Genomic DNA, 26,460 nt, shown 5'->3' with positions numbered 1-26,460 from the left:
GGAGGAAAAGTCAAAAATCAATCCTAAATTCAGAAAATATGTAAAAATAAGGAATTGCTGCAGCTGAATAGGTGAAAATAAAAAAACGACCTATTGGTGTAAGGCCGTTTTTCAGGTTTCATCCTTTTATTTATGCGTTAACACCGTTTAAAGCCTTCGCTAGACGAGACTTTTGGCGAGAAGCTGCATTTTTGTGGATAAGTCCTTTGTTTGCTGCTTTGTCAATCTTCTTAGAAGCAGTAACAAATGCCGCTTGAGCACCTTCTGCATTGTTTGAAGCTGCTAGTACTTCAAAGTTTTTGATCGCAGTACGCATGCCAGACTTTAGTGAAGCGTTGTGAGCACGACGCTTTTCGTTTGTTTTTACACGTTTAATCGCTGATTTAATATTAGCCAATCCATTCACCTCCCTAAATGAACCATGATGCAACAAAATTGCTTACATAATTGCTATCCGTTGCAAAAAATAGGACACAAAGTATTCTATCAAAATCGTGATTTAAATGCAATACAAGAATGAAAAGGAACAGTTGCGGCAAAAATACTTGATAAAGGACGGTGGCAGATTATGGGTAAAAATTTAGACCTTCAGGCTTATTCAGTTCGTACTGATTTGGCTATTGAAGCACACGATATGCTCTTAAAGGAAGATGAAGTTGTTAACAAAAGCACGCTTGAAGGTGTCATTATAAATGAAACAGACAAGGATGGGATTAAGTGTGTTAGGGTAGAAATCGATGAAAAAGGTGCCGAAACTACCGGTAAAAAAGCAGGTTTATACTTAACGTTTGAAGTGCAGGGAATTCGAGAAAAAGACTCAAAGCTGCAAGAGAGGGTTCAAGAAGTTTTTGCAAGAGACTTTCATCAATTTTTAACAGAACAAGGTGTTAAACAGGATGATACATGTTTAGTAGTTGGTCTGGGAAACTGGAATGTTACACCGGATTCACTTGGCCCGCTTGTAGTAGAAAATTTAACGATTACAAAGCATCTATTTGAATTAGCGCCGGAGAATGTAGAGGAAGGGTTTCGGCCTGTATGCGCTATTTCACCGGGAGTAATGGGGATTACCGGCATTGAAACAAGTGATATTATCGATGGAATTGTAAAGAGGGTAAATCCCGACTTTGTAATCGCAATCGATGCTTTAGCTTCACGCTCCATTGAAAGAGTCAATGCAACCATTCAAGTTTCCAATACAGGAATTCATCCAGGTTCAGGGGTTGGGAATAAACGCAAAGAGCTAAGTAAGGAAACACTGGGTATTCCCGTAATCTCAATTGGTATTCCAACAGTTGTTGATGCGGCTACGATCACCAGCGATACAATCGATTTTATCTTAAAACACTTTGGGCGCGAGATGCTCGAAAAAGATAAGCCGTCAAAATCACTCCTTCCAGCTGGAATGACATTTGGAGAAAAGAAAGTCTTAACGGATGAAGATATGCCGAAAGAAGAACATCGAAAATCTTTTTTAGGTATTGTAGGGGTGTTGGAGGAAGACGAAAAGCTGCGGTTGATCCGTGAAGTTTTGGCCCCTATCGGACATAATCTTATGGTTACACCAAAAGAAGTGGATGTATTTATTGAAGATATGGCTAATGTTTTGGCAAATGGATTAAACACCGCTTTGCACGGACAAATAAATCAAGACAATACATCTTCTTATACTCACTAAAGAAATAGTCATGTTTGGACAAGCTGCTGCATAAATTTAAATCGTACATCCTCGTAAATAAGGAGGAAAATGAATGGCGAAATTTATGTTAAAGTGTTTAGGACTTATAGCCTTGCTGTTGTTTGGCGTTTTATTTGGAATACAAAAAGCACATTTTGAAATGAATGAACTTAAAGGAACATCCAATAAAGAGGCTGTAGAAACTATAAACAGTCTAAATAATAATGGTGAAAATAAAGTGTCAAGTCATGATATAAATGCAAAACAAGAAACATTAAAGAAGATTGATTCGTTCAACGTGTTTTCTGCACTTGGCCAAAAGCTTACTTCTTGGATATCAGCAGCGTTCAGTGTCATGATCTCTGTGCTAGGTATCATCATACAAGAGATGCTCGATGTATTTTCTCCATAAGAACCTTAAAGGGGCAGGTCCTTTAAGGTTCTTTTTTTGTTAACCGGACAAATGAAATTATATCTGCAAATTCCTATTTTTACAGGTTGTGATTGAAAGAGGTTTCTTGTATTGCTATAATCAAAGCTAGTGACTTTTCCTAAAATTGTAGGAGTGAACGTAAAATGAACAGAGAAGAAAAATTAAAAAGACGATCCAGAATACGGAACTTTTCCATTATTGCGCATATCGATCATGGAAAATCAACTTTAGCAGACCGTATTTTAGAAGAGACGAGTGCGCTAACTCAGCGTGAAATGAAAGAACAGCTGCTTGATTCAATGGATCTGGAACGTGAACGTGGAATCACGATTAAATTAAATGCTGTACAGCTTCAATATAAAGCAAAAGATGGAGAGACTTATATCTTCCACCTTATTGATACACCTGGACATGTAGATTTTACATATGAAGTTTCCAGAAGCTTGGCTGCTTGTGAGGGAGCTTTATTAATTGTAGATGCTGCTCAGGGTATTGAAGCCCAAACATTAGCTAACGTTTACTTAGCTTTAGAGAATGACCTTGAGATCTTACCGGTTATCAATAAAATCGATTTGCCTAGTGCAGAGCCTGAACGTGTACGGCAGGAAATTGAGGATGTAATCGGTCTTGATGCCTCTGAAGCAGTCCTTGCTTCAGCAAAAGCCGGGATCGGCATTCAAGATATTCTGGAACAAATTGTTGAAAAGGTTCCCGCTCCAAAAGGCGATCCAGAGGGACCTCTTAAAGCGTTGATTTTTGATTCCTTATATGATCCTTACAGAGGGGTAGTAACTTATATCCGTATTGCTGAAGGAACAGTGAAAATCGGTGATAAAATAAAAATGATGGCAACTGGAAAAGAATTTGAAGTACTTGAACTTGGAGTATTCACTCCTAAAGCAGTACAGAAAGACTTTTTAACAGTTGGAGACGTTGGATATTTAACTGCTTCGATCAAAAACGTCGGAGACACTCAAGTAGGTGATACGATCACTAATGCCGTAAAAGGAGCATCACAACCGCTTCCTGGCTATAGAAAAATGAATCCGATGGTATATTGCGGTCTTTACCCGGTAGATACCGCTAAATACAATGATTTACGAGAAGCATTAGAGAGACTTGTCTTAAATGATTCAGCTCTTCAATATGAGCCTGAAACGTCTCAGGCCTTAGGATTTGGTTTCCGCTGCGGATTCCTTGGACTTCTTCATATGGAGATTATCCAGGAACGTATCGAGCGTGAGTTTAACATCGATCTTATCGCCACAGCACCAAGTGTTATCTATAATGTTACAATGACTGACGGAGAAAAGATTGTTGTTGATAATCCAGCTAACATGCCCGAAGCACAAAAGATCAGTGTTGTAGAAGAGCCGTATGTAAAAGCTTCGATTATGACACCGAACGATTATGTAGGCGCGATTATGGAAATCTGCCAAAAGAAGCGCGGGATTTTCCTTACAATGGATTACCTTGAGAATAACCGTGTTAACGTACTATATGAGATCCCACTTTCAGAAATCGTTTATGATTTCTTCGATCAGTTAAAGTCAAGCACAAAAGGGTATGCATCACTTGACTATGAATTGATTGGTTATAAGCCTTCAAAACTGGTTAAGATGGAAATACTTCTAAATGCTGAGAAGATCGATGCTTTATCTGTAATTGTTCATAAAGACTTTGCTTATGAACGTGGAAAAGTAGTTGTAGAAAAATTAAAAGAACTGATTCCGCGCCAGCAGTTTGAAGTACCTATTCAAGCAGCGATCGGTCAAAAGATCGTTGCCCGTTCAAACATTAAAGCGTTAAGGAAAAACGTTCTGGCAAAATGTTATGGCGGAGATATTTCGCGAAAACGTAAGTTGTTAGATAAGCAAAAAGAAGGTAAGAAACGTATGAAGACGATCGGCCGTGTAGATGTTCCGCAAGAAGCGTTCATGGCAGTTCTTCGTATGGATGATACGAATAATAACAAATAGAAATGCAGTAAAAAGACCGCAAAGGCAATTATGCGGTCTTTCCTTATTTTTTGGTAGAAGGCGGTGAACATTATGCTGAAAGCTTTATATTTGCACATACCATTTTGCGTTCAAATTTGCCACTATTGTGACTTCAATAAAATCTTTATTCATCAGCAGCCGGTTGATGAGTATTTGAATTCTATGAAAAAAGAAATGCTTCATACAGCAGAACGTTTCCCTAATTATAAAATGGAAACAATATTCGTTGGGGGAGGAACACCGACTTCATTAAGTGAAAGCCAGCTCGATACTTTTTTACAAGATGTGAACGGAATCTTTTTTAATAATTCTCTGCAAGAGTTTACAGTTGAGGCAAATCCTGAACAAACGACCAAAGAAAAGATCGCTGTTTTGAAAAACAATGGAGTCAACAGATTAAGTATCGGTGTACAGGCATTTCAATCCTCACTGTTAAAAAAACTTGGCCGTTCGCATAATAGGGAAGATGTTTATAGAACTGTTTCTGAGGCTAAAAAAGCAGGTATTCCTAACATGTCTATCGATCTTATGTTTGGATTACCAGGTCAGACGATGAAAATGTTTAAGGAATCTGTTGATGAGGCTTTAGCTCTTGATGTTCCTCATATTTCGTCTTATTCCTTGCAGATTGAAAAGAAAACCGTGTTTTATAACCTGGCACAAAAAGGAAAACTCGTACTTCCTGAACATGAGCTTGAAGCGGCCATGTATGATTATCTGATAGAGGCTTTAGACAAAAAAGGGTACAGGCAATATGAGATCAGCAATTTTGCAGTTCCGGGTTATGAAAGCAAGCATAATCTCCAATACTGGAACAATAACGAATACTTCGGAATTGGAGCTGGCGCACACAGTTATATAGAGGGTACAAGAAGAAGAAACGCAGGACCTTTAAAACAGTATATGAATTTGATAGAGGAAAACAGATTCCCTTATGTTGAAGAGCATCCAGTGCCACTTGCGGAAAAGATGGAAGAAGAGATGTTTATGGGCCTTCGTAAGCAGGAGGGAGTATCGGATCAAGAATTCTTCAGCCGTTATGGCAGATCTATGTTTGATATTTATAAAGAACCGATTGAAAGAATGATTCATAAAGGCTGGCTTGCGAAACGAGATGGCAGGCTTTTTCTCACAAAAGATGGCAGACCGTTAGGGAATGAAGTGTTCCAAGAATTTATAGGTGTAGTTTTAGATTGACAACAAAGACTACCTTTTGGTAACTTATATTATAGATTTAGCACTCGCTCTCAATGAGTGCTAACAAATGGGGTGATGGGATGTTAACGGAACGCCAACTCTATATCTTACGTGTTTTGATAGATGATTATATTAAGCATGTTGAGCCTGTAGGTTCCCGAACAATCTCTAAAAGAGAAGACATCACTTACAGTCCTGCCACGATTCGAAACGAACTGGCAGACCTTGAGGATCTCGGTTTTTTAGAGAAAACCCATACTTCTTCCGGAAGAATTCCTTCTGAAAAAGGATATCGATTCTATGTCGATCATCTGCTTCCTTCATTATCTGTCCAACCAAGTGTAACAGATAGAACTGAACTTTTATCGACAGAAAAAGTTCAAGAAGCAGAAGCACTGTTTGACCAGTCTGCAAAAATTTTATCAGATATAACGAACTACACATCTGTTGTGCTAGGCCCTAATGCATTGGACATGAAACTCCGGCACATGCAGATCATTCCTCTGTCGTCACAGATGGCAGTAGCAATCTTTGTTACGAATACCGGCCACGTTGAGAACAGGCAGATTGTTTTGCCAAACTCGATTGAACCGTCTGATTTAGAAAAGCTCGTTAATATTCTGAATGAAAGACTGGCAGGTGTAAGACTAGTCGACTTAAACAGCAGGATTCAAAAGGAATTATCGTCTGTATTTAAAAAACATGTACGAGATTATCAAAATATGGGCGTTTTTCTAGATCAGCTTCTATTATGGAGTAAAAAGGAAAAGCTGTTTTACGGCGGGAAAACGAATATGCTTTCTCAGCCTGAGTTCCGTGATCTGGATAAGGTTAGACCTCTTTTAGACTTTTTGGAAACGAGCGACTTGATGGAAAAGCTAGTTTCATCTACTGAAAAGGGAGTTACTGTGAAAATTGGCACAGAGAACGAACATGAAGCTATGAAAAACTGCAGCGTAATCAATGCGTCTTATACGATGCATGGTAAACATATTGGAACCATTTCTTTGATCGGTCCTACCAGAATGGAATACAAAAAAGTAATTTCATTGCTGGACTCCTTATCTAAGGAAATGACTAACCGGTTAAACGATTTTTCTAAGTAAAAGATTTTAGGGAGGTGAAAGCATGAACAAAGAAGAAATGACACAGAATCAAGCACAGACTGATGTAAATGATGAAACAGTAAGCTCAACAGCACTGGAAGAAGTTCAAGAAGAAATTATTTCTGAAGAAAATACTTCCCAAGAATCTGTAGGAGAAGAACTTACTGAAGAACAGCAGCGAATTGAGGAACTAGAATTAAAGCTGGAGGAAATGAGTCAAAAAAATCTTCGCCTGCAGGCAGATTATGATAATTTCCGCCGCCGAACGCGCGAAGAACAGGCAGCCAGCCTTAAATATAAATCTCAGAGTCTGCTAGAACAATTATTACCTGCTCTAGATAACTTTGAGCGTGCTTTGAAGACAGAAGCTGTAAATGAACAGGCTAAAACGCTTATTCAAGGTATGGAAATGGTATATCGTCAGTTATCTGATGCTTTAAAACAAGAAGGTTTAACAGAAATTCCTGCAGTTGGCGAAAAGTTTGATCCAAATCTTCACCAGGCCGTTATGCAGGTGGAAGATTCAGAATATGAGTCAAACACTGTCATTGAAGAACTGCAAAAAGGATATATGTTGAAGGATCGGGTAATACGCCCTGCAATGGTAAAAGTAAACGCATAAAAAACTACATATGATTATGGAGGGAAAATCATGAGTAAAATCATTGGTATTGACTTAGGTACAACAAACTCTTGTATTGCTGTTATGGAAGGTGGAGAAGCGGTTGTTATTCCTAACCCGGAAGGAAACCGTACCACACCATCTGTTGTAGCATTTAAAGACGGAGACCGTTCAGTAGGTGAAGTAGCGAAGCGTCAAGCAGTTACTAACCCTAACACAATTATGTCTATCAAGCGTTATATGGGTACTGACCATAAAGAAACGGTTGAAGGAAAAGACTATACTCCTCAAGAGATCTCAGCGATTATCTTGCAAAAATTAAAATCTCATGCTGAAGATTACCTTGGAGAAAAAGTTGAAAAAGCTGTAATTACAGTACCTGCTTATTTTAACGATGCACAGCGCCAAGCTACTAAAGATGCTGGACAGATCGCTGGGCTTCAAGTTGAGCGTATTGTCAACGAGCCAACTGCAGCAGCATTAGCTTATGGATTAGAAAAGGATGAAGATCAAACGATCCTTGTATTTGACCTTGGCGGTGGTACATTTGACGTATCCATCCTGGAATTAGGCGATGGATTCTTCGAAGTAAAAGCGACATCTGGAGACAACAAACTTGGTGGAGACGACTTTGACCAAGTGATTATCAACCATTTAGTAAGTGAGTTTAAGAAAGAGAACGGAATCGACCTTTCTCAAGACAAGATGGCTCTTCAGCGTCTAAAAGATGCTGCTGAAAAAGCAAAGAAAGATCTTTCTGGTGTAACTTCTACACAGATTTCATTACCATTTATTACAGCAGACGCTTCAGGACCAAAACACTTAGAGTTAACTTTATCTCGTGCGAAATTTGAAGAGTTATCTTCTGATTTAGTTGAGCGTACTATGGGACCTACTCGCCAGGCGCTGAACGATGCTGGCATGTCTCCGTCTGATATTGATAAAGTTATTCTTGTTGGTGGTTCAACTCGTATTCCAGCTGTACAAGAAGCAATTAAGAAATTTACAGGCAAAGAGCCTCATAAAGGGGTAAACCCGGATGAAGTTGTTGCACTTGGGGCAGCAATTCAAGGCGGCGTACTTGCTGGAGATGTAAAAGACGTTGTTCTTCTTGACGTAACACCACTTTCATTAGGTATTGAAACAATGGGTGGCGTATTTACAAGATTAATTGACAGAAACACTACGATCCCAACATCAAAATCTCAAGTGTTCTCAACAGCAGCTGATAATCAGACTTCTGTAGATATCCATGTTCTTCAAGGTGAGCGTGAGATGGCTGCACACAATAAGACACTAGGAAGATTCCAGTTGTCTGAAATTCCGCCAGCACCACGCGGTGTACCTCAAATCGAAGTTAGCTTTGACATCGATGCAAATGGTATTGTAAACGTACGTGCAAAAGATCTAGGTACGAACAAAGAGCAATCCATCACGATCAAATCTTCTACTGGACTATCTGATGAAGAGATCGAACGCATGGTAAAAGATGCTGAGGAAAATGCTGAAGCGGATAAGAAAAAGCGCGAAGAAGTAGATACACGAAATGAAGCTGACCAGCTTGTATTTACGGTTGATAAAACGTTGAAAGACCTTGAAGGCAAAGTAGACGAAGCAGAAGTGAAAAAAGCACAAGAAGCTAAAGAAAGCTTGAAAAAAGCACTTGAAGGAAATGATATTGAAGCGATCAAGAAAGAAAAAGACGCTTTAAGTGAAATCGTGCAGCAGCTTTCCGTAAAGCTTTATGAGCAAGCTGCTCAGCAAGCACAAGCTCAGCAAGGTGGAGCTGAAGGACAATCCGGCAAAAACGATGACAACATTGTAGATGCTGATTACGAGGAAGTAAAAGACGATAAGTAAATGATGTTTAGCAGTAAAAAAGTCAAAGTCAGGCTATCTTGACTTTGACTTTTTTTCTGACCAAGACAGAATGCTGACAACAACTTTTGACAAAGAAGAGAGTTGCAGTTACGTCTTGAGTCAGGTGGTATTCAATGGTAAGATAACTTTTATGTGAGAATTCGGGAGTGTCCTATTATGAGTAAAAGAGATTATTACGAAGTACTTGGATTAAATAAGAACGCCTCCAATGACGAGGTTAAAAAAGCATACCGTAAGCTTGCCAGACAGTATCACCCAGATGTAAATAAAGAGGCAGATGCGGAGTCGAAATTTAAAGAAGTTAAAGAAGCATATGAAACGTTAAGTGATCCACAGAAAAAAGCACACTACGACCAGTTTGGACACACAGACCCTAATCAGGGATTCGGTGGAGCAGGTGCCGACTTTGGCGGGTTCGGTGATATATTTGATATGTTCTTTGGAGGCGGCGGCGGAAGACGTAATCCAAACGCACCGCGACAAGGAAACGACCTTCAATATGGACTTCGCCTATCATTTGAAGAAGCGGTATTCGGTAAGGAAACTGAGATTCAGATACCAACTGAAGAAACATGCGGAACATGTCATGGTTCTGGTGCTAAACCAGGCACAAAACCAGAAACGTGTTCACATTGTAAGGGAAGCGGTCAGCTGAATGTTGAGCAAAACACTCCATTCGGACGCATAGTTAACCGAAGAGTTTGTAACCATTGCAGCGGCAAAGGGAAGATTATCAAAGAAAAATGTAATACTTGTCATGGAGCAGGGAAAGTACGTAAAAATAAAAAGCTTTCCGTTAAAGTTCCTGCAGGTGTGGATAACGGCCAGCAGATCCGTATGGCAGGGCATGGTGAACCGGGTGCAAATGAAGGTCCTGCAGGTGACCTATATGTTGTTTTCCAAGTAGCAGATCATGAGTTTTTCGAGCGTGACGGAGATGACATCTTTTGTGAGATGCCGTTAACATTTGTTCAGGCTGCTTTAGGTGATGAAATTGAAGTCCCTACTCTTTACGGTAAAGTTAAACTGAAAATACCTGCCGGAACACAAACAGGAACTCATTTCAGGCTAAGAGGAAAAGGCGTGAAAAATGTTCATGGACGTGGTCAGGGAGATCAGCATATTCAAGTCAAAGTAGTTACCCCGAAAAACCTGACAGAAAAACAAAAACAGCTGCTGCGTGATTTTTCCGAAATTAGCGGAAGTCTGCCTGATGAACAGCAGGATGGATTTTTTGATAAAGTGAAACGTGCCTTTAAAGGTGAGTAATAACAAGTCTTCTTAATCTTAATAAACGGAGTTGATATGATGAAATGGTCAGAAATTAGCATCCACACTACTCAGGAAGCTGTTGAACCAGTATCGAATATTTTACATGAGGCAGGAGCAAGTGGAGTTGTGATAGAGGATGTAGATGACCTCTCTAAAGAACGCCAATCTGTGTTTGGTGAAATCTATCAGCTTAATCCCTCTGACTATCCATCTGAAGGTGTTATTCTAAAAGCATACCTTCCTGTAAACAGCTTTTTAGGGGAGACCGTTGATGAGATTAAGCAAGCCATTACAAACCTTGTAAAATACGATATAGATATTGGTGCAAACACGATATCTATATCCGAAGTGAACGAAGAAGAATGGGCAACTGCTTGGAAAAAGTATTATAAGCCAGTAAAAATCTCAAAGAGAATTACAATAACCCCAACATGGGAAGAATACGTTCCTGTCCATTCTGATGAATTAATTATTGAACTCGACCCGGGAATGGCATTTGGAACAGGTACCCATCCAACAACTGTTATGAGCTTACAAGCCATTGAAAAGTATATTAAAGAAGGCGACACTGTAATTGATGTTGGTACTGGATCTGGTGTTCTAAGCATTGCATCTGCTATGTTAGGAGCAGAAAAAGTGGATGCTTATGATCTGGACGAAGTAGCTGTAAACAGTGCAAGATTAAATGTAAAGCTTAATAAAGTGCATAATAAAGTTCATATTGATCAAAATGATTTATTAAAAGGAATCTCAGGACCAGTTGATCTTATTGTAGGAAATCTTCTTGCTGAAATTATTCTGCTGTTCGTAGAGGACGCCGGCAAAGTTTTAAAACCAGGCGGTTACTTTATTACTTCAGGTATTATTCAAGGAAAGAAGCGGGATGTAAAAGCAAAGCTAGAACAGCAGGGCTTTACAATCGTAGAAATATTAGAAATGGAAGATTGGGTGGCAATCGTCGCTCAAAATCAGAAATAAGAATAGGAAGTGCTCTGAATGCAAAGGTACTTTGTATCGCCGGAAAACTGGAAAGAGGATCGTGTCTTTATAAAAGGTGAAGATGCAAAACACATTGCTAAAGTAATGAGAATGCAGCTGGGAGACAACATTATTTGCTGTAACAATAACGATCGGTCTTCTATTTGTGAAATCCTTGACCTTGGCGGAAGTACTGTAGAAACACAAGTGATTAAAGACATTGAATCAGATCCTGAGCTTCCAGTTTCGGTAAGCATCGCACAGGGCCTTCCAAAAGCAGATAAGCTTGAATACATCGTTCAGAAAGGGACGGAGCTTGGGGCGTTTTCTTTCTTTCCTTTTTCTGCTGATCGTTCTGTTGCGAAATGGGATGATAAAAAAGCCGCTAAGAAGAAAGAGCGTTTAGAAAAAATCGCTAAAGAGGCTGCAGAACAATCACACAGAAGCAAGATTCCAGAGATCATGAACCCTAGGTCTTTTTCTGATTTGCTAAAATTAGCGGAACAGTTTAATATAAAAATCGTTGCATATGAAGAAACAGCGAAACAGCAAGAATACAGCGGTTTTTCTTCTGCAATAAAAAAAGCGGGAAAAGGAGACACTCTTCTTTGCGTTATTGGTCCTGAAGGCGGATTAAGCGAAAAAGAAGCAACGGCTCTGAAAGAACATGGATTTGAACTATGCGGGCTTGGTCCTAGAATCTTAAGAACCGAAACAGCCTCATTATATATTTTATCTGCTATTTCTTATCATTTTGAATTAAAGGGGTGATGAAAATGCCATCCGTTGCTTTTCATACTTTAGGCTGTAAAGTAAATCATTACGAAACAGAAGCGATCTGGCAGTTATTTCAGTCAGAAGGCTATGAAAGAACTGACTTTGACAGTACAGCTGATGTTTACGTTATAAATACATGTACCGTGACAAATACAGGTGACAAAAAGAGCAGACAGGTAATCAGACGTGCGATTCGTAAAAACCCTGATGCTGTAATCTGCGTAACAGGCTGTTATGCTCAAACCTCACCTGCCGAGATTATGGCTATCCCCGGGGTTGATGTTGTTGTCGGAACACAAGATCGTTCTAAAATGCTGACGTATATCCAGCAGTATAAAGAAGAAAGAATGCCTATTAATGGGGTATCTAATATTATGAAGGCGCGAGTTTATGAAGAGCTCGACGTACCAGCCTTCACGGACAGAACAAGAGCATCTTTAAAGATTCAGGAAGGGTGCAACAATTTCTGTACATTCTGTATTATTCCTTGGGCAAGGGGATTATTGCGTTCAAGAAAACCCGAGGATGTATTATCCCAGGCTCAGCAGCTCGTGGATTCAGGTTATAAAGAAATTGTTCTGACAGGGATTCATACAGCCGGCTATGGTGAAGATATGAAAGATTATTCTTTTGCCAGATTGCTTTCAGACCTGGATAAACAAGTTACAGGTTTAAAACGAATCCGAATCTCTTCTATAGAAGCAAGCCAGATTTCAGATGAAGTGATTGAAGTTATGGGGAATTCCGATAAAATTGTCCCTCATCTTCATATTCCATTGCAATCAGGTTCAAACACAGTTCTTCAACGAATGCGCAGAAAGTATTCGATGGAAATGTTCGGTGAACGACTGGATCGCTTAAAAGAAGCACTTCCTGGTCTTGCTATAACTTCTGATGTTATTGTTGGGTTTCCTGGAGAAACAGAAGAAGAATTTATGGAGACCTATCGTTTTATTGAGCACCATAAATTTATGGAACTTCATGTGTTCCCCTATTCAAAACGTACAGGAACGCCAGCAGCCAAGATGGAAAATCAGGTCCCTGAAGATGTAAAAAACGAACGGGTTCATAAATTGATTTCTCTCTCTGACCAATTAGCAAAAGAATACGCTTCTAACTATGAAGATACAGTTGTAGAAGTTATACCTGAAGAAGAATTTAAAGATGAGCCAGGTAAAAACTTATATGTGGGATATACTCCAAACTACTTGAAAGTTGTCTTTGAAGGAAATGAAGACATGATTGGCAAATTAGTGAAAGTGAAAATCACTGAAGCTGGGTATCCTTATAATAAAGGTATATTTGTTAAACAAGAAATGGAAGAAATCCTGAAGCAAGCTGTTTCTAGCTAACATCCTGGAATTCATTTCAGGATGTTTTTTAACGGTGTCCTGTATAACGCTGCTCGATTTCTGCCGAAAAATCTGGTATGATACTACGGTATTTAATTTTTCAGTTTAGAAAGGATTGTTTTTATGAGCAATTTAAATGTTGCAAGAATGATTGATCACACGGCTTTAAAAGCAGAAACTACAAAGGAAGAGATTTTAACTCTTTGTGAAGAAGCTAAAAAATATAATTTCTTTTCTGTATGCGTAAATCCAACATGGGTATATACTGCGTTCGAACAACTTAAAGATTCTGATGTAGCAGTTTGTACTGTTATCGGATTCCCTCTTGGTGCAAACACTCCAGAAGTAAAAGCATTCGAAACAAAAAATGCGATTGAAAATGGTGCAACTGAAGTTGACATGGTTATCAACATTGGTGCTTTAAAAGACGGAAACTATGAGCTAGTTGAACAAGATGTTCGTGCTGTCGTTGAAGCAGCAAAAGGTAAAGCATTAACTAAAGCGATTATTGAAACCGCTCTATTAACTGATGAAGAAAAAGTGAAAGCTTGTGAAATCGCAGTTAAAGCCGGAATCGATTTTGTTAAAACTTCAACTGGATTCTCAACTGGCGGGGCAACCGTAGAAGATATTAAACGAATGCGTGAAACAGTTGGACCAAATATAGGTGTAAAAGCTTCAGGTGCTGTTAGAGACCGTGAGACAGCATTAGCAATGATCGAAGCTGGTGCTACACGTATTGGAGCAAGTGCAGGAATTGCGATTGTTGAAGGCGGAAAGTCTGATTCAGATTATTAAGCTGATCAAGTAAATAAGTAAAATTTACTCTCCTAAACCAGCCTGTTTAAATTAAGTTGACCACATAACAAGGATATATTATAATGGCAAAAGATATGTGACGCATTCTTACGATTTTTGTAAGGGTGGTCTGGAGGGAGGGAAATACAAATGGCAGAAACACGTGTTCGCAAGAACGAATCCATTGATGATGCTCTTCGTCGTTTTAAAAGATCCGTTTCCAAAGATGGAACATTGGCTGAAGTTAAAAAGCGCAAGCATTATGAAAAGCCAAGCGTAAAGCGAAAGAAGAAGGCTGAGGCAGCAAGAAAGCGTAAGTTCTAAGAGAGGTGTAAGATATGAGTCTTCTTGATACATTGAATCAAGACATGAAGCAAGCGATGAAGAACAAAGATAAGCAAAAGCTTTCTGTAATTCGTATGTTGAAGGCATCTCTTCAAAATGAGGCCATCAAACATGGACACGAATTGAATGAGGAAGAAGAGCTCACTGTGCTTGCACGCGAGATGAAACAAAGAAAAGACTCCCTCCAAGAATTCGAAAAAGCTGGCCGCGAAGATTTAGTCGCTGGTCTTCAAGATGAAATTGCTGTTCTTACGCCATATTTGCCAAAACAGCTTACAGAAGAAGAACTGCATGAAATTGTTGCTCAAACAATTTCAGAAACAGGAGCTGCTTCCAAAGCTGATATGGGCAAAGTTATGGGGGCACTTATGCCGAAAGTTAAAGGGAAAGCTGATGGCGGACTCGTTAACCGTATTGTGCAGCAACATTTATCATAATTGAAATTGACAAACGCTCTGTATTTACACAGGGCGTTTTCTTATTTTTTGAAACTTTTCTTGGAAATTAACGTAAAATAGCTAGAGAAGGGGGGATGTTTGTGAAATGGACCCGTTTGCTGATCTACTCTTTATGTCTTGTTTGGGGTATTTACGGAATATTAGCGACCCACCAAGTGTTTTCAGCAGGCCAAGGAAAAACAGTAGCATTCATACCAGTTGAACATGAAGTTGAAAGGGGACTTGAAGCTTTTTTAGAGAGAAATATAAATGAAGCTGAAGAAAATGGTACTGACCACATTGTGCTTGAAATCTATACACCTGGTGGACGGGTAGACGCCGCATTACATATAGCAAAAGTGATGAGAGAAACAGACATACCAATTACGGCGTACGTCGTGAAGAATGCCTTTTCAGCGGGAGCTTATATCGCATTGAATGCTGATAACATTGTTATGAAGCCATCAACAACGATCGGCTCAGCAGCTGTAATCGACAGTCAGGGAAATACAGCCGGGCAAAAAGCAGAATCAGCATGGAAGGCTGAGATGCTGGCAGCAGCAGAATTAAACAAGCGTGATCCATTATATGCAGAAGCTATGGTCGATCCTGATGTTGAAATTCCCGATCTCGGTTTAAAGAAAGGGGATTTGCTGACTTTAACAGCAAGCGAGGCTTTAAAGGTAGGCTATGCCGAAAAAATTGCCGAAGACCGTCAGGAACTGCTGGCTTTTTTAAAACTGGATGATGCTAAAGTGTTAGAGTCAGAACCTACATTCGCAGATAAAATCGCCCGATTTGTAACAAATCCCGTAATCGTACCGATTTTACTTTCTTTAGGCAGTTTAGGTCTTGTTCTTGAATTATACACACCAGGATTTGGAATAGCTGGATCCATTGGATTACTGTCATTATTATTATTTTTTTATGGCCATATGATTGCAGGCTTGGCAGGATGGGAAGCCATTCTATTGTTCGTGATAGGACTGGTGCTAATGATTATGGAGATATTCCTGCCAGGAGGAATTATGGGCATTATAGGGGTGATCGCAATGTTAACGGGGCTGATTTTGGCTGGAGGATCATTATCAGGAATTCTGATTGCAATTGCAATAGCGATTGTTGTAACCGTCATTGGCTCATATTTCTTCATCCGTTCTTTTGGTTATAACGGACCACTGAAGCGATTGGTGCTATTTGATTCAACCAGCTCAGAAAAGGGATACCTGTCCCACCAGGAACGTGTAGAGTTAACGGGGAGAATTGGTATTACAGCTACCCCATTACGGCCGTCGGGCAGCGTAAAAATTGATGATGAATATCTCGATGTAGTATCTGAAGGTTCATTTATTGGGATAAATGAAAAAGTTAAAATTGTTAAAGTCAGCGGAGGACGGGTAGTAGTCAGACTTGCTGAAAATAAAGAATGAATGGAGTGTGTTGGGAATGTTAGAATTTAGTTCGATTGCAAGTTTTGTGGCCATTGGTCTAATCGTTATTGCGTTGGCCGTACTGTTTACGTTTGTACCAGTTATGCTTTGGATCTCAGCTCTTGCAGCAGGAGTCCGTGTAGGTATATTTACGCTAGTAGGGATGAGATTAAGAAGAGTCATTCCTAATCGCGTAGTAAACCCATTGATTAAAGCTGTTAAAGCAGGAATAGAATTAAGCACAAATCAGCTTGAAAGCCATTATCTGGCTGGAGGGAATGTAGACCGTGTAGTTAATGCACTTATTGCGGCTCATCGTGCCAATATTGAACTAAGCTTTGAGCGCGCGGCAGCGATCGACCTGGCTGGCCGTGATGTTCTTGAAGCTGTACAGATGAGCGTAAACCCCAAAGTGATTGAAACACCATTTATTGCCGGGGTAGCATTAGATGGAATTGAAGTAAAAGCGAAAGCAAGAATTACGGTTCGAGCAAACATCGATCGTCTTGTTGGTGGTGCGGGAGAAGAGACGATCATTGCGCGTGTTGGTGAGGGGATCGTTAGTACGATCGGTTCATCAGAAACACATAAAAAAGTACTTGAAAACCCGGACTTGATTTCACAGACAGTCCTTGCAAAAGGTTTGGATGCAGGAACAGCATTTGAAATTCTATCGATCGATATTGCAGATATTGATATCGGAAAAAATATCGGTGCAGAGCTGCAAACTGACCAAGCGATGGCAGATAAGAACATTGCACAAGCAAAAGCAGAAGAAAGACGTGCGATGGCCGTAGCGAATGAACAAGAAATGAAAGCCAGAGTCCAGGAAATGAGAGCGAAAGTTGTTGAAGCAGAGGCTGAAGTGCCTATGGCATTAGCAGAAGCACTCCGTTCCGGCAATATGGGCTTTATGGATTATATGAATATGAAGAATATCATGGCAGATACCACAATGCGTGAATCCATCAGCAAATCATCAAACCCTGAGAAAGATAATGATGATAAAGGGCGGAAACTATAAGCATGAATATCATTGAAGCGATTATTGAATTATTGATTGCAAATATCTTTTTTGTCATCCTTATCGCTGGTGGTATATACAGTTTCTTCAAAAGAATGATTGAAACAAAAAACACAAACAGACCTGTTCAAACAAAACGGGTAAGTAAACAGCCAAAACAGACGATATCCCCATTCGGCGTTCCAGCAGCTGAAACAGGAAATCTTTCTGATACAAAAAGTATTATAACAACCGAAAAGCAAGATCAAAGGACTGAAACTATAAACAGGCGTTATGAGAATATGAAACAAAAAAATGCATCCCATCGCTACCAGGATAAAGAGGAAGCTATAATGGGATCCTTTAAGGCAGATCAAAAAGAACTCCAAAAAGCAGTAATCTGGTCAGAAATTCTTGCAAAACCTAAGGCCTTGCAGCGATTGCATGAAAAGTAAATCTGCATTGAAATAGTGTGATAGTTTGACCCCTTCTCTCATAAAAATGGAGAGAGGGGGTTTTTTTATGGGCAAATTGCGGCAGCAAGTAAGCAAATGGATGATGCAGAACCTTGAACTACCAGCGGATGTTGTTATGGATCTACCCCGGATAACAATGATTGGACAACTGCACATATATATAGAAAATCACAGAGGTGTTAAAGCGTTCTCCAATGAGCAGCTTACACTTAAATTAAAACAAGGAACGCTCGTCATAAAGGGGAGAGAATTTGTAATTAAGACCATTCTCCCCGAAGAGATCTTACTGGAAGGGACAATTTCTTCAGTTGACTTTGACGATGTGTAACACTTTCTTGGATATGGAGGGACATGATGAAAAGCAAATGGAACAATAAACTTAAAGGTTATGTAAGAATGGAAATTATTGGACAAGATACAAGCTCATTCATCAATACTTGTATCCAGTCAGGCATAAAAATATGGGATATTAAACCCCTCGACAGTGAGCATGTACATGTGTCCATCTCTGTTTCAGATATCCGGAAAGCAAAAGCGATTTTAAAGGAGAATAAATTAAAGATTAGAATCAAAGAAAAGATGGGGACTCCATTTCTTCTAAAGAAAATGTGGAAAAGAAACGGCTTTATATTAGGCATGGCATCATTTATTTTTGTTCTTTTCTTATTATCTAACATGATTTGGAATATTAACGTTATAGGGGCTAATCCTAAAACGGAATATGAACTTAGAAAAGCAGCATTAGAAATAGGTGTTACAAAGGGGAAATTTATATTTCTTCTTCCTAACGTAAGAGAGATCCAGCGGCAGCTGACAGAAAAAATGGGTAATGTTACGTGGATAGGTGTTACTCAGCATGGAACTTCCTATCAGTTTGAAGTGGTTGAAAAGGAAATTCCTAAGGCAAACCCAACTACTGGCCCGAGGCATCTAGTTGCAACAAAACAAGCAGTTATCCACTCCTTATTCGTTGAAAAAGGACAACCCGTCGTTACGGTAAATGACTATGTGCAAAAAGGTTCTTTGCTCGTATCAGGCTTTATCGGCAAAGAAAAAAAACCTGAACTTGTGAGTGCCAAAGGGGAAATTTTAGGAGAAGTCTGGTATGAAACAAAAGTAGAAATCCCTTTAAATACTTCCTTTCAGACATACACAGGGAAATTTAAAAATAAACACTATATCTCCCTTTTTGGCTGGGATGTTCCTATATACGGTATTTCTGATGGAGAATTTCAGGATAAAACGGAAACACTAAATGAAACACCTCTTTATTTAGCCAAATGGAAGATGCCTGTTTCCTATTTAAAGAAAGAAATTAGGGAAACTGACGGTGTAAAGCGTTCCTATACAAAAGCCGAGGCGATTGAAGTGGGGAAAAAGATGGCTAAAAAAGAATTGCTGAAAAAACTGCCTGAAGATGCAAAAATTAAAGGTGAAAAAGTTTGGCAACAAAAGGTCTCGAATGGTAAAGTTAAATTGACGATGCTCTACCAAGTAATTGAAAATATTGCATCTGAACAACCTATACCTATCCAACAAGGAGAATGAGTAGTTTGTCAGAAACGAAAAGACTTAATTCATTACAACTCGAAAATACAACAGAAGCCGCTTCTCTATTTGGGCCGAACGATGCTTTTTTAAAGGTCATCGAACACAAGCTCAACGTAGGTATAGTCACACGTGGGGAAGAAATTTTAGTTACTGGAGAGCTCGCAAAATCCGAGATGGTTGAAGAGACTCTGTCAGTACTTCTGAAACTAGTGCGCAAGGGCATAAAGATCTCTGAAAGGGATATTGTTTATGCTGTTCAGCTTGCAGAAAAGAATATGCTTGATGAATTAAGTGAGTTATATGAAGAAGACATCGCAGTAACTGCAAAAGGAAAGCCCATTCGGGTAAAAACGCTGGGTCAAAGGCATTATGTACAGGCCATGAGAAAACGAGACCTCGTATTTGGCATCGGTCCTGCTGGGACTGGGAAAACATATCTTGCAGTAGTAATGGCGGTAAATGCCCTAAAAGACGGGAAGATAAAAAAGATTGTACTTACGCGTCCAGCTGTAGAAGCGGGAGAGAGCCTTGGGTTTTTACCAGGTGATTTAAAAGAAAAAGTCGATCCGTACCTGCGCCCTCTTTATGATGCGCTGCATGACCTTCTTGGTGCTGAACACACAGAGAGGCTGATTGAGCGCGGTACGATTGAAATTGCTCCTCTAGCTTATATGAGAGGTCGTACTCTTGATGAAAGTTTTGTGATTCTGGACGAAGCCCAAAATACGACACCGGAACAAATGAAAATGTTTCTGACTCGTCTAGGTTTCGGTTCAAAGATGGTAATAACAGGCGACCTTACACAGATAGATCTTCCTAGAGGCAAAGAGTCCGGATTGAAGGTTACTGAAAAAAGATTAGAAGGCGTCAATGGAATTGATTTTATATACTTAAAACAGCTTGATGTTGTAAGACATCCTCTAGTACAGAAGATTATTGAAGCATATGAAACATACGAAAACTAAGGACTCCTCTGTTAGGGGAGCCCTTTTTGTTTTATAAAGTACCATATTTGTCCAACTTTTGCTAAGATTAGTATAGGATTCACAGTTTAAGGAGTGGTAGCGTTTGGCCAACTTGAGGCACATCCTTTCAAATTACTTTCGTTTAAGTGTATCAACCGTATCATTTATTGTTATGGGGATTATCTTATTTGCTATATTAGTCAGCAATGTTACCCCAAATGTCGTGGATGTTACCATTTATGAGCGTGCTCCACGGGATATTCAGTCCCCGATCACGATACCGCTAGAAGAACAAACAGAAGCAAGAAAAAGACTTGCTGAAGAAAACGTAAAAAATGAATACACGTTTAATAAAGACATCGCATTTACTCAGGCTGATGCAATGAGAGAATTAATAAATGTAATCATTTCAATAAATAAAACAGAAGAAAAGAAAAAGGATGATGAACCACTTTCAACGGATAAGCAAAAGATCGATCAGCTCGAGGATTACATAGATACATCAGAAATTTCCAATGAGACGTTTATTACTTTGTTTCAAGCAACCGAAACTCAATTAACAAGTGTAAAAAACCTCGGCCCTGATGTCGTAAACAGTGTACTAGAAGCCCCGATCATGGTTGAAGAGGTAGATGGAAAAAGAGATGAAGCGGTAAGACTTATCCGGGAAAATGGAAATTTGTCCTACTCCCTCAGGAACGCTACAGAAGAAATAACAAGAACCTTTATTATTGCTAACCGGACTCTCGATACTGAAAAAACAAGGCAAAAACGAAAAGAAGCCAGAGATAAAGTTGAGGAAGTTGTCATAAGAGAAGGAGAAGTTTTAGTTAAGAGCGGTGCTGTAATTACCCCTGAAATTTATGACAGGTTAAAAATTGTCGGCTTGCTCGATCAAGAAATGAAAACCTATCCTTATTACGGTCTGTTTATCTTTGTAGTTGTCGTAATGGCTGGGCTCTATTATTTCATGAAAGAAGAACGGGAGAAAGAGCATTTCAGAAAGTATGTGACCATCTATGCACTGTTGTTTACACTGACTCTCGTTGTGATGAAATTAATTAGCATTAGCACGGAGATTGGTTTGAACAGCTTAATGTATCTCGTACCTGTAGCAGCTGGTGCTATGATGATTAAAATGCTGTTTAATGAAGAACTAGCCGTTGTTTCATCGGTTATTTTTGCATTGAGCGCGGCTCTTATATTTAATGAACAGACAACAGGTAACTTTAATTTTATTATGAGTCTTTATGTTCTGTTCAATGGAGTAGCAGGCATCGTATTCCTTGGGAAAGCACAGCAGAGGGCCAAAATTCTGCAAGCTGGATTTTTCGTATCTTTTATAGCCATCCTAACAGTAGCGAGTGTCCTTTTGCTTCAGAATGGGAAATTCACTTCCTGGCAGATCGGGTTAGATCTTGGATGTGCAGCATTGTCTGGTTTTATTTCTGCAGTATTGACTTTAGGGCTCCTTCCTGTTATTGAATCATCATTTAATATATTGTCAGTAACAAAGCTGATTGAATTGTCGAATCCGAACCATCCGATATTACGAAAAGTGCTAATGGAGGCTCCAGGGACGTATCACCATAGCATCATGGTGGCCAACCTTTCAGAAGCTGCTTGTGAATCGATCGGTGCAAACGGATTGCTTGCTAGAGTAGGGTCTTACTATCATGATGTCGGTAAAACAAAAAGACCGCATTTCTTTATCGAGAATCAGATGAACATGGAGAATCCGCATGATAAGATCGCGCCTCAGTTAAGTAAAACAATCATTACTGCCCATCCTTATGATGGAGCGGACATGCTTCGTGCAGACAAGATACCTAAAGAAATTATTGATATAGCAGAACAGCATCATGGAACAACACTGCTGAAATTTTTCTATCACAAAGCTACTAAGCTTACAGAGAAAGAAGTTTCCGAATCTGATTTCCGCTATCCAGGGCCAAAAGCTCAAACAAAGGAAGTTGCTATTATCGGAATTTCAGATGCGGTTGAAGCGGCAGTGAGATCTCTATCAAAGCCTACACCGGTAAAAATAGACCAGATCATTCGAAAAATAATTAATGAGAGACTTGAAGATGGCCAGTTTGATGAGTGTGACATCACGCTTAAAGAGCTGGATACAGTAGCAAAAACATTAACAGAAACTCTTCAAGGGATTTTTCACTCCAGAATTGAGTACCCTGAAGAGAAAAAGGTGGAAAAAGAATGAGGTTACATGTTGAGTATTTAAACGAAATTGATGAAAACCATACAGAATTCCAAGAGCTATTAACAAAAGTTCTGGAAAAAGCAGCTGAGATGGAAGAAACAGGACCTGCTGAAGTATCCGTAACGATCGTGACTAAAGAAAGAATTCAAGAAATTAATAGTGAGTACAGACAAAAAGACAGTGTGACAGATGTAATTTCTTTTGCTATGGAAGAAATGGGTGAAGATGAAACAGAGATTATCGGCGGGGAAGAAACGAGGTTCCTGGGAGATATTATTATCTGTTTAGATGTGGCGAAAGAGCAGGCAGAAGAATATGGACATTCCATTGAACGTGAAATGGGTTTTCTTGCTGTCCACGGTTTTCTTCACCTGCTGGGATACGATCACATGAACGAGGAAGATGAGAAAGCAATGTTTGGCAGACAAGAAGAAATCTTGGAGCAGTATGGATTAAAAAGATGATTGCCTGGAAAAAGTTTTTCGCTAGTTTTGGTTTTGCTTTTTCAGGAATCACCGCAACATATAAAAGTGAGCTAAACTTCAGGGTTCACTGCATAATAAGTATAATCGTTATTTTGACGGCGATTTCACTTGATTTTTCAAATTTACGTATGATTATCTTGCTGATTGTTATAGGAATTGTCCTTGCATTGGAACTTATAAATACAGCAATTGAAAAAACGGTAGACCTGATAACATTGGAGAGCCATCCATTTGCTAAGCAGGCTAAAGATGCAGCTGCAGGTGCAGTTTTGGTTTTTTCAATATTTGCTGTTATAATCGGTATACTGCTCTTTATTGAACCTCTATTAAAAAGTATAGAAAGCTAAGAAGGTGAATGTATGATGAACAAAGATCAATTAATGGAACAAGCAAAGAAAGCACGGGAAAAAGCTTATGTACCTTATTCAAAATTTCAGGTAGGTGCTGCCCTTCTTTCTTCAGATGGAAAAGTATATCACGGTGCAAATATCGAAAATGCAGCTTACAGCTTGACTTGCTGTGCTGAAAGAACCGCTTTATTTAAAGCGTATACAGAAGGTAATACAAAATTCAGTGCAATAGCAGTTGTTGCTGATACAAAGCGTCCAGTACCTCCATGCGGGGCTTGCCGTCAGGTGATTTCAGAGTTATGCCCTCCTGAAATGCCTGTTTATTTAACAAACCTAAAAGGGGATGTTCAGGAAATAGCGGTTAAAGACCTGTTGCCTGGTGCTTTTTCTCCGGAGGATTTAAATGACTAAGGAAGGTTTTAAATCAGGATTTGTAACCATAATCGGTCGTCCTAATGTCGGCAAATCCACATTGTTAAATCAGGTTATCGGTCAAAAAATAGCGATTATGAGTGATAAGCCGCAAACAACACGCAATAAAATCCAAGCTGTTTATACTACTGATGAAGCTCAGGTTATTTTTATTGATACTCCGGGTATTCATAAACCTAAGCATAAGCTTGGTGATTTTATGACTAGGACTGCCCAGCAGACATTAAATGAAGTCGATCTGATTCTCTTTGTCATTAATGCTGAGGAAGGATATGGCCGCGGTGATCAATTTATCATCGATCGGCTGCAGCATGTCAGCAATCCGGTATTCTTAGTGGTAAATAAAATCGATAAGGTTCATCCTGATGACCTGCTTCCACTGATTGATATGTACCGCAATAAATTGGATGTAGCAGAAGTAGTTCCGATCTCTGCATTAAAAGGAAACAATGTAGATACACTTTTGGGTCAAATCGTTTCATATATGGAAGAAGGACCGCAGTTCTATCCGGAAGATCAAGTAACGGACCATCCGGAACGTTTTATTACTGCAGAATTGATCCGTGAAAAAGTACTCCATCTTACACGGGAAGAGATTCCTCATTCTGTTGCTGTAGTTATTGAAGAAATGAAGGTGCGAGAAGAAAAAAACGTCGTTTTTGTTAATGCTACGATAATTGTTGAACGCTCATCTCAAAAAGGAATTATAATCGGAAAACAAGGGAAGATGCTTAAAGAGATCGGAAAAAGAGCGAGAACGGATATCGAGACTCTTTTAGGTTCAAAAGTATTCTTGGAACTTTATGTAAAAGTTCAAACAGACTGGAGAAACCGTCAGAAACAGCTTGTTGAATTTGGCTTTAATGAGGACGATTATTAATCAGTAAAAAACTGTTAATATTTCCTTCACATGAAAACAATGTTTAAGGTGAACCTAGTTATATCAGGAGAAAAAACAAATAGAAAGGTGTGTCCAAAGCATGAAAGAATTTACTTGGAAAGTATTCTGTGAAACGGGCAATATTGATACCTATTTGTTATACAAAGAGTTTGACCATGAAATAACAGCATTATCGGCAGTTATTCCTTACGAAGAGTCTCTCGAGGAACCTCCATTACATTAATTAACTAAGGGGCCTTCTTACTTCAGGGTGGTGAATACCTTGCTTTATAAAGTGGAAGGAATAGTCATTAAAACCGTTCCGTATGGTGAATCAAATATAATTATTACACTGTATACAAAGGAACTTGGCAAGATCGGCGTAATGGCAAGGGGAGCGAAAAAACCTAAAAGCCGCTTTACTTCCATTACGCAGCTTTTTACATACGGAATATTTGTTTTTCAAAGAGGCAGAGGATTAGGTACGCTGCAACAAGGTGAAGCGCTTTCTTCGTTTAGAAAGATACGCGAAGATCTGATAAAAACTGCATATGCAGCTTATCTGGCAGAGCTGCTTGACCGTTATACATCTGAGGATGAACTGAAGCCTGACTTGTTTGGCTGGCTGAAACAAGCTTTAGAATATATTAATCATGGGATTGATCCTGAAGTTATCACTTTTTTATTCGAAATAAAAATGATGAAAACAGCAGGAATTGTTCCGGAATTAAGCCGATGTGTCTCCTGTCATACTCCGGAAGGAAATTTTTCTTTTTCTATCGGAGAAGGCGGTTTTCTTTGTGAAAAATGCTCTTATAAAGATCCTTATCGAATCAATATATCTAAGGGAGCTGCAAGGCTGTTAAACATGTTTTATCATCTGGATCTTGCCCGACTTGGAAATGTTTCGTTAAAAAAAGAGACAAAAATAGAACTGAGGATGGTGTTTGACGCGTACATGGATGAGTACTCAGGCTTATATTTAAAATCGAAGAAATTTTTAAGACAATTAGATGATCTATCCTAGATAAAAAACTGTAAAGAATTTTCTTTACAGTTTTTTTGTTTCGCATTTATTTCTAATTGAGTTATAATAATGAAAATAAGTATAACACATTTGATGCAGCAAAAGGTGGTGTACAAAATCGAACTGAACAAAAGGCAGCAGAAGATAATTGAGATTGTAAAAGATAATGGACCTATTACAGGAGAACAAATCGCCGACCAGCTTGACCTGACACGTGCAACCCTTAGACCAGATCTTGCTATTTTAACGATGGCAGGGTATCTGGATGCCCGTCCGAGGGTTGGATACTTTTACACAGGAAAAACTGGTTCACAGCTTTTGACGGAAAAAATTAAAAAGATTAAAGTTGCCGAATTTACTTCTATGCCGGTGGTCGTTCAAGACTCTGCAACTGTTTATGAGGCAATCTGCACCATGTTTTTAGAAGATGTGGGGACTCTGTTCATCATAAATAAAAACGGACACCTTGCAGGGGTTGTTTCACGAAAAGATTTATTGAGAGCCAGTATGGGGAAACAAGAAATAAATAGTATTCCAATTAACATTATCATGACAAGAATGCCTAATATAACGTATTGTTTTAAGGAAGACTTCTTACTAGATATCGCCCATATTCTTATTGGTAAACAGATTGACGGGCTGCCGGTTGTTAAACATTCACAGAACGAAACAGGTCTTGAAGTAGTTGGAAGGATTACGAAGACCAATATTACTAAAGCTTTTGTTGAACTCGCACACGACGAAATACTTTAATAAATGGGGAG

The 26,460-nt window shown here is 39.2% G+C and carries 29 protein-coding genes; 28 read left to right on the top strand and 1 reads right to left on the bottom strand.

The annotated features are described in order from the left end of the window. Positions 1 to 130: 130 nt before the first annotated feature. On the bottom strand, positions 131 to 397 hold the full coding sequence (gene rpsT / locus M3196_RS03705) for a 30S ribosomal protein S20 (protein ID WP_066237684.1): 267 nt from the start codon (positions 395 to 397) through the stop codon (positions 131 to 133). A gap of 171 nt (positions 398 to 568) precedes the next feature. On the opposite strand from rpsT, the gene gpr reads away from it, so the two are divergent. The 28 genes from gpr (at position 569) to M3196_RS03565 (ending at position 26,449) form a co-directional block, all read left to right on the top strand. Continuing rightward, positions 569 to 1,678, top strand: coding sequence for a GPR endopeptidase (gene gpr, locus M3196_RS03700; RefSeq protein ID WP_251320892.1), 1,110 nt, complete (start codon positions 569 to 571; stop codon positions 1,676 to 1,678). A 73-nt stretch (positions 1,679 to 1,751) separates the two neighbouring features. Continuing rightward, the gene (locus M3196_RS03695; protein ID WP_251320891.1) at positions 1,752 to 2,090 is read left to right on the top strand and encodes a DUF3679 domain-containing protein; all 339 of its coding nucleotides are present in this window, start codon (positions 1,752 to 1,754) and stop codon (positions 2,088 to 2,090) included. Positions 2,091 to 2,254: 164 nt separating this feature from the next. Next, positions 2,255 to 4,090 carry a translation elongation factor 4 gene (lepA, locus tag M3196_RS03690; RefSeq protein ID WP_251320890.1) on the top strand — a complete coding sequence of 612 codons (1,836 nt, stop codon included), beginning with the start codon at positions 2,255 to 2,257 and terminating at the stop codon, positions 4,088 to 4,090. 72 nt (positions 4,091 to 4,162) lie between these two features. Beyond that, positions 4,163 to 5,308 carry a radical SAM family heme chaperone HemW gene (hemW, locus tag M3196_RS03685; protein ID WP_251320889.1) on the top strand — a complete coding sequence of 382 codons (1,146 nt, stop codon included), beginning with the start codon at positions 4,163 to 4,165 and terminating at the stop codon, positions 5,306 to 5,308. Positions 5,309 to 5,388: 80 nt separating this feature from the next. Beyond that, positions 5,389 to 6,414, top strand: a complete 1,026-nt coding sequence (gene hrcA, locus M3196_RS03680; protein WP_251320888.1) for a heat-inducible transcriptional repressor HrcA — start codon at positions 5,389 to 5,391, stop codon at positions 6,412 to 6,414. A 22-nt stretch (positions 6,415 to 6,436) separates the two neighbouring features. Beyond that, the gene (grpE, locus tag M3196_RS03675) at positions 6,437 to 7,036 is read left to right on the top strand and encodes a nucleotide exchange factor GrpE (RefSeq protein ID WP_251320887.1); all 600 of its coding nucleotides are present in this window, start codon (positions 6,437 to 6,439) and stop codon (positions 7,034 to 7,036) included. 30 nt (positions 7,037 to 7,066) lie between these two features. Continuing rightward, the gene (gene dnaK, locus M3196_RS03670) at positions 7,067 to 8,896 is read left to right on the top strand and encodes a molecular chaperone DnaK (protein WP_251320886.1); all 1,830 of its coding nucleotides are present in this window, start codon (positions 7,067 to 7,069) and stop codon (positions 8,894 to 8,896) included. Between the two features lie 177 nt (positions 8,897 to 9,073). After that, entirely contained in the window at positions 9,074 to 10,186 is a 1,113-nt protein-coding gene (gene dnaJ, locus M3196_RS03665; protein ID WP_251320885.1) for a molecular chaperone DnaJ, read from the top strand. Positions 10,187 to 10,225: 39 nt separating this feature from the next. Beyond that, positions 10,226 to 11,167, top strand: coding sequence for a 50S ribosomal protein L11 methyltransferase (prmA, locus tag M3196_RS03660; protein WP_251320884.1), 942 nt, complete (start codon positions 10,226 to 10,228; stop codon positions 11,165 to 11,167). Between the two features lie 18 nt (positions 11,168 to 11,185). Then, on the top strand, positions 11,186 to 11,938 hold the full coding sequence (locus M3196_RS03655) for a 16S rRNA (uracil(1498)-N(3))-methyltransferase (RefSeq protein WP_251320883.1): 753 nt from the start codon (positions 11,186 to 11,188) through the stop codon (positions 11,936 to 11,938). A 5-nt stretch (positions 11,939 to 11,943) separates the two neighbouring features. Then, positions 11,944 to 13,296: a tRNA (N(6)-L-threonylcarbamoyladenosine(37)-C(2))-methylthiotransferase MtaB gene (mtaB, locus tag M3196_RS03650; protein WP_251320882.1), complete on the top strand. Its 1,353-nt coding sequence runs from the start codon at positions 11,944 to 11,946 to the stop codon at positions 13,294 to 13,296. A 123-nt stretch (positions 13,297 to 13,419) separates the two neighbouring features. Next, on the top strand, positions 13,420 to 14,094 hold the full coding sequence (gene deoC / locus M3196_RS03645) for a deoxyribose-phosphate aldolase (protein ID WP_251320881.1): 675 nt from the start codon (positions 13,420 to 13,422) through the stop codon (positions 14,092 to 14,094). Between the two features lie 150 nt (positions 14,095 to 14,244). Further along, positions 14,245 to 14,418 (top strand): 30S ribosomal protein S21, encoded by a 174-nt coding sequence (rpsU, locus tag M3196_RS03640; RefSeq protein ID WP_007202240.1) that lies wholly within the window; start codon positions 14,245 to 14,247, stop codon positions 14,416 to 14,418. A gap of 14 nt (positions 14,419 to 14,432) precedes the next feature. Further along, positions 14,433 to 14,876 (top strand): GatB/YqeY domain-containing protein, encoded by a 444-nt coding sequence (locus M3196_RS03635; RefSeq protein ID WP_251320880.1) that lies wholly within the window; start codon positions 14,433 to 14,435, stop codon positions 14,874 to 14,876. Between the two features lie 95 nt (positions 14,877 to 14,971). Continuing rightward, entirely contained in the window at positions 14,972 to 16,306 is a 1,335-nt protein-coding gene (locus M3196_RS03630; RefSeq protein ID WP_251320879.1) for an NfeD family protein, read from the top strand. A gap of 16 nt (positions 16,307 to 16,322) precedes the next feature. Next, positions 16,323 to 17,330 carry a flotillin-like protein FloA gene (floA, locus tag M3196_RS03625; protein WP_251320878.1) on the top strand — a complete coding sequence of 336 codons (1,008 nt, stop codon included), beginning with the start codon at positions 16,323 to 16,325 and terminating at the stop codon, positions 17,328 to 17,330. A 2-nt stretch (positions 17,331 to 17,332) separates the two neighbouring features. After that, positions 17,333 to 17,764: a hypothetical protein gene (locus M3196_RS03620; RefSeq protein WP_251320877.1), complete on the top strand. Its 432-nt coding sequence runs from the start codon at positions 17,333 to 17,335 to the stop codon at positions 17,762 to 17,764. Positions 17,765 to 17,831: 67 nt separating this feature from the next. Continuing rightward, on the top strand, positions 17,832 to 18,113 hold the full coding sequence (gene yqfC, locus M3196_RS03615; protein ID WP_251320876.1) for a sporulation protein YqfC: 282 nt from the start codon (positions 17,832 to 17,834) through the stop codon (positions 18,111 to 18,113). 26 nt (positions 18,114 to 18,139) lie between these two features. Beyond that, complete coding sequence (yqfD, locus tag M3196_RS03610) at positions 18,140 to 19,333, top strand: sporulation protein YqfD (protein ID WP_251320875.1); 1,194 nt, start codon at positions 18,140 to 18,142, stop codon at positions 19,331 to 19,333. Between the two features lie 5 nt (positions 19,334 to 19,338). After that, on the top strand, positions 19,339 to 20,301 hold the full coding sequence (locus M3196_RS03605) for a PhoH family protein (protein WP_251320874.1): 963 nt from the start codon (positions 19,339 to 19,341) through the stop codon (positions 20,299 to 20,301). Between the two features lie 103 nt (positions 20,302 to 20,404). Continuing rightward, positions 20,405 to 22,522, top strand: coding sequence for an HD family phosphohydrolase (locus M3196_RS03600; protein ID WP_251320873.1), 2,118 nt, complete (start codon positions 20,405 to 20,407; stop codon positions 22,520 to 22,522). After that, positions 22,519 to 22,986: an rRNA maturation RNase YbeY gene (ybeY, locus tag M3196_RS03595; RefSeq protein ID WP_251320872.1), complete on the top strand. Its 468-nt coding sequence runs from the start codon at positions 22,519 to 22,521 to the stop codon at positions 22,984 to 22,986. The genes M3196_RS03600 and ybeY overlap by 4 nt, the downstream gene beginning before the upstream one ends. Continuing rightward, positions 22,983 to 23,354, top strand: a complete 372-nt coding sequence (locus tag M3196_RS03590) for a diacylglycerol kinase family protein (RefSeq protein WP_251320871.1) — start codon at positions 22,983 to 22,985, stop codon at positions 23,352 to 23,354. Before ybeY ends, M3196_RS03590 begins: the two co-directional genes overlap by 4 nt. 15 nt (positions 23,355 to 23,369) lie before the next feature. After that, a complete protein-coding gene (locus tag M3196_RS03585; protein WP_251321718.1) occupies positions 23,370 to 23,768 on the top strand; it encodes a cytidine deaminase in 399 nt (132 codons plus the stop codon). Further along, positions 23,761 to 24,669, top strand: coding sequence for a GTPase Era (gene era, locus M3196_RS03580; protein ID WP_251320870.1), 909 nt, complete (start codon positions 23,761 to 23,763; stop codon positions 24,667 to 24,669). Before M3196_RS03585 ends, era begins: the two co-directional genes overlap by 8 nt. 100 nt (positions 24,670 to 24,769) lie before the next feature. Further along, positions 24,770 to 24,913, top strand: coding sequence for a YqzL family protein (locus tag M3196_RS03575; RefSeq protein ID WP_251320869.1), 144 nt, complete (start codon positions 24,770 to 24,772; stop codon positions 24,911 to 24,913). Positions 24,914 to 24,952: 39 nt separating this feature from the next. Next, positions 24,953 to 25,696: a DNA repair protein RecO gene (gene recO, locus M3196_RS03570; protein ID WP_251320868.1), complete on the top strand. Its 744-nt coding sequence runs from the start codon at positions 24,953 to 24,955 to the stop codon at positions 25,694 to 25,696. Positions 25,697 to 25,765: 69 nt separating this feature from the next. Continuing rightward, positions 25,766 to 26,449 (top strand): helix-turn-helix transcriptional regulator, encoded by a 684-nt coding sequence (locus M3196_RS03565; RefSeq protein WP_276531230.1) that lies wholly within the window; start codon positions 25,766 to 25,768, stop codon positions 26,447 to 26,449. Positions 26,450 to 26,460 lie beyond the last annotated feature (11 nt).

This window comes from Fictibacillus nanhaiensis (assembly GCF_023715445.1).
Lineage (GTDB): Bacteria > Bacillota > Bacilli > Bacillales > Fictibacillaceae > Fictibacillus > Fictibacillus nanhaiensis_D.
This window is presented reverse-complemented; position numbering and strand designations above follow the sequence as displayed.

Bases quoted from the DNA above. Each gene is read 5' to 3' on its own strand.
- gpr (WP_251320892.1), top strand. From the start codon at position 569: ATGGGTAAAAATTTAGACCTTCAGGCTTATTCAGTTCGTACTGATTTG.
- prmA (WP_251320884.1), top strand. From the start codon at position 10,226: ATGAAATGGTCAGAAATTAGCATCCACACTACTCAGGAAGCTGTTGAA.
- M3196_RS03695 (WP_251320891.1), top strand. From the start codon at position 1,752: ATGGCGAAATTTATGTTAAAGTGTTTAGGACTTATAGCCTTGCTGTTG.
- era (WP_251320870.1), top strand. From the start codon at position 23,761: ATGACTAAGGAAGGTTTTAAATCAGGATTTGTAACCATAATCGGTCGT.
- M3196_RS03655 (WP_251320883.1), top strand. From the start codon at position 11,186: ATGCAAAGGTACTTTGTATCGCCGGAAAACTGGAAAGAGGATCGTGTC.
- lepA (WP_251320890.1), top strand. From the start codon at position 2,255: ATGAACAGAGAAGAAAAATTAAAAAGACGATCCAGAATACGGAACTTT.
- mtaB (WP_251320882.1), top strand. From the start codon at position 11,944: ATGCCATCCGTTGCTTTTCATACTTTAGGCTGTAAAGTAAATCATTAC.
- floA (WP_251320878.1), top strand. From the start codon at position 16,323: ATGTTAGAATTTAGTTCGATTGCAAGTTTTGTGGCCATTGGTCTAATC.
- dnaJ (WP_251320885.1), top strand. From the start codon at position 9,074: ATGAGTAAAAGAGATTATTACGAAGTACTTGGATTAAATAAGAACGCC.
- dnaK (WP_251320886.1), top strand. From the start codon at position 7,067: ATGAGTAAAATCATTGGTATTGACTTAGGTACAACAAACTCTTGTATT.
- M3196_RS03565 (WP_276531230.1), top strand. From the start codon at position 25,766: ATGAAAATAAGTATAACACATTTGATGCAGCAAAAGGTGGTGTACAAA.
- M3196_RS03575 (WP_251320869.1), top strand. From the start codon at position 24,770: ATGAAAGAATTTACTTGGAAAGTATTCTGTGAAACGGGCAATATTGAT.
- hemW (WP_251320889.1), top strand. From the start codon at position 4,163: ATGCTGAAAGCTTTATATTTGCACATACCATTTTGCGTTCAAATTTGC.
- M3196_RS03585 (WP_251321718.1), top strand. From the start codon at position 23,370: ATGAACAAAGATCAATTAATGGAACAAGCAAAGAAAGCACGGGAAAAA.
- M3196_RS03590 (WP_251320871.1), top strand. From the start codon at position 22,983: ATGATTGCCTGGAAAAAGTTTTTCGCTAGTTTTGGTTTTGCTTTTTCA.
- hrcA (WP_251320888.1), top strand. From the start codon at position 5,389: ATGTTAACGGAACGCCAACTCTATATCTTACGTGTTTTGATAGATGAT.
- M3196_RS03630 (WP_251320879.1), top strand. From the start codon at position 14,972: ATGTTTGTGAAATGGACCCGTTTGCTGATCTACTCTTTATGTCTTGTT.
- yqfD (WP_251320875.1), top strand. From the start codon at position 18,140: ATGAAAAGCAAATGGAACAATAAACTTAAAGGTTATGTAAGAATGGAA.
- M3196_RS03620 (WP_251320877.1), top strand. From the start codon at position 17,333: ATGAATATCATTGAAGCGATTATTGAATTATTGATTGCAAATATCTTT.
- yqfC (WP_251320876.1), top strand. From the start codon at position 17,832: ATGGGCAAATTGCGGCAGCAAGTAAGCAAATGGATGATGCAGAACCTT.
- grpE (WP_251320887.1), top strand. From the start codon at position 6,437: ATGAACAAAGAAGAAATGACACAGAATCAAGCACAGACTGATGTAAAT.
- ybeY (WP_251320872.1), top strand. From the start codon at position 22,519: ATGAGGTTACATGTTGAGTATTTAAACGAAATTGATGAAAACCATACA.
- rpsU (WP_007202240.1), top strand. From the start codon at position 14,245: ATGGCAGAAACACGTGTTCGCAAGAACGAATCCATTGATGATGCTCTT.
- deoC (WP_251320881.1), top strand. From the start codon at position 13,420: ATGAGCAATTTAAATGTTGCAAGAATGATTGATCACACGGCTTTAAAA.
- M3196_RS03635 (WP_251320880.1), top strand. From the start codon at position 14,433: ATGAGTCTTCTTGATACATTGAATCAAGACATGAAGCAAGCGATGAAG.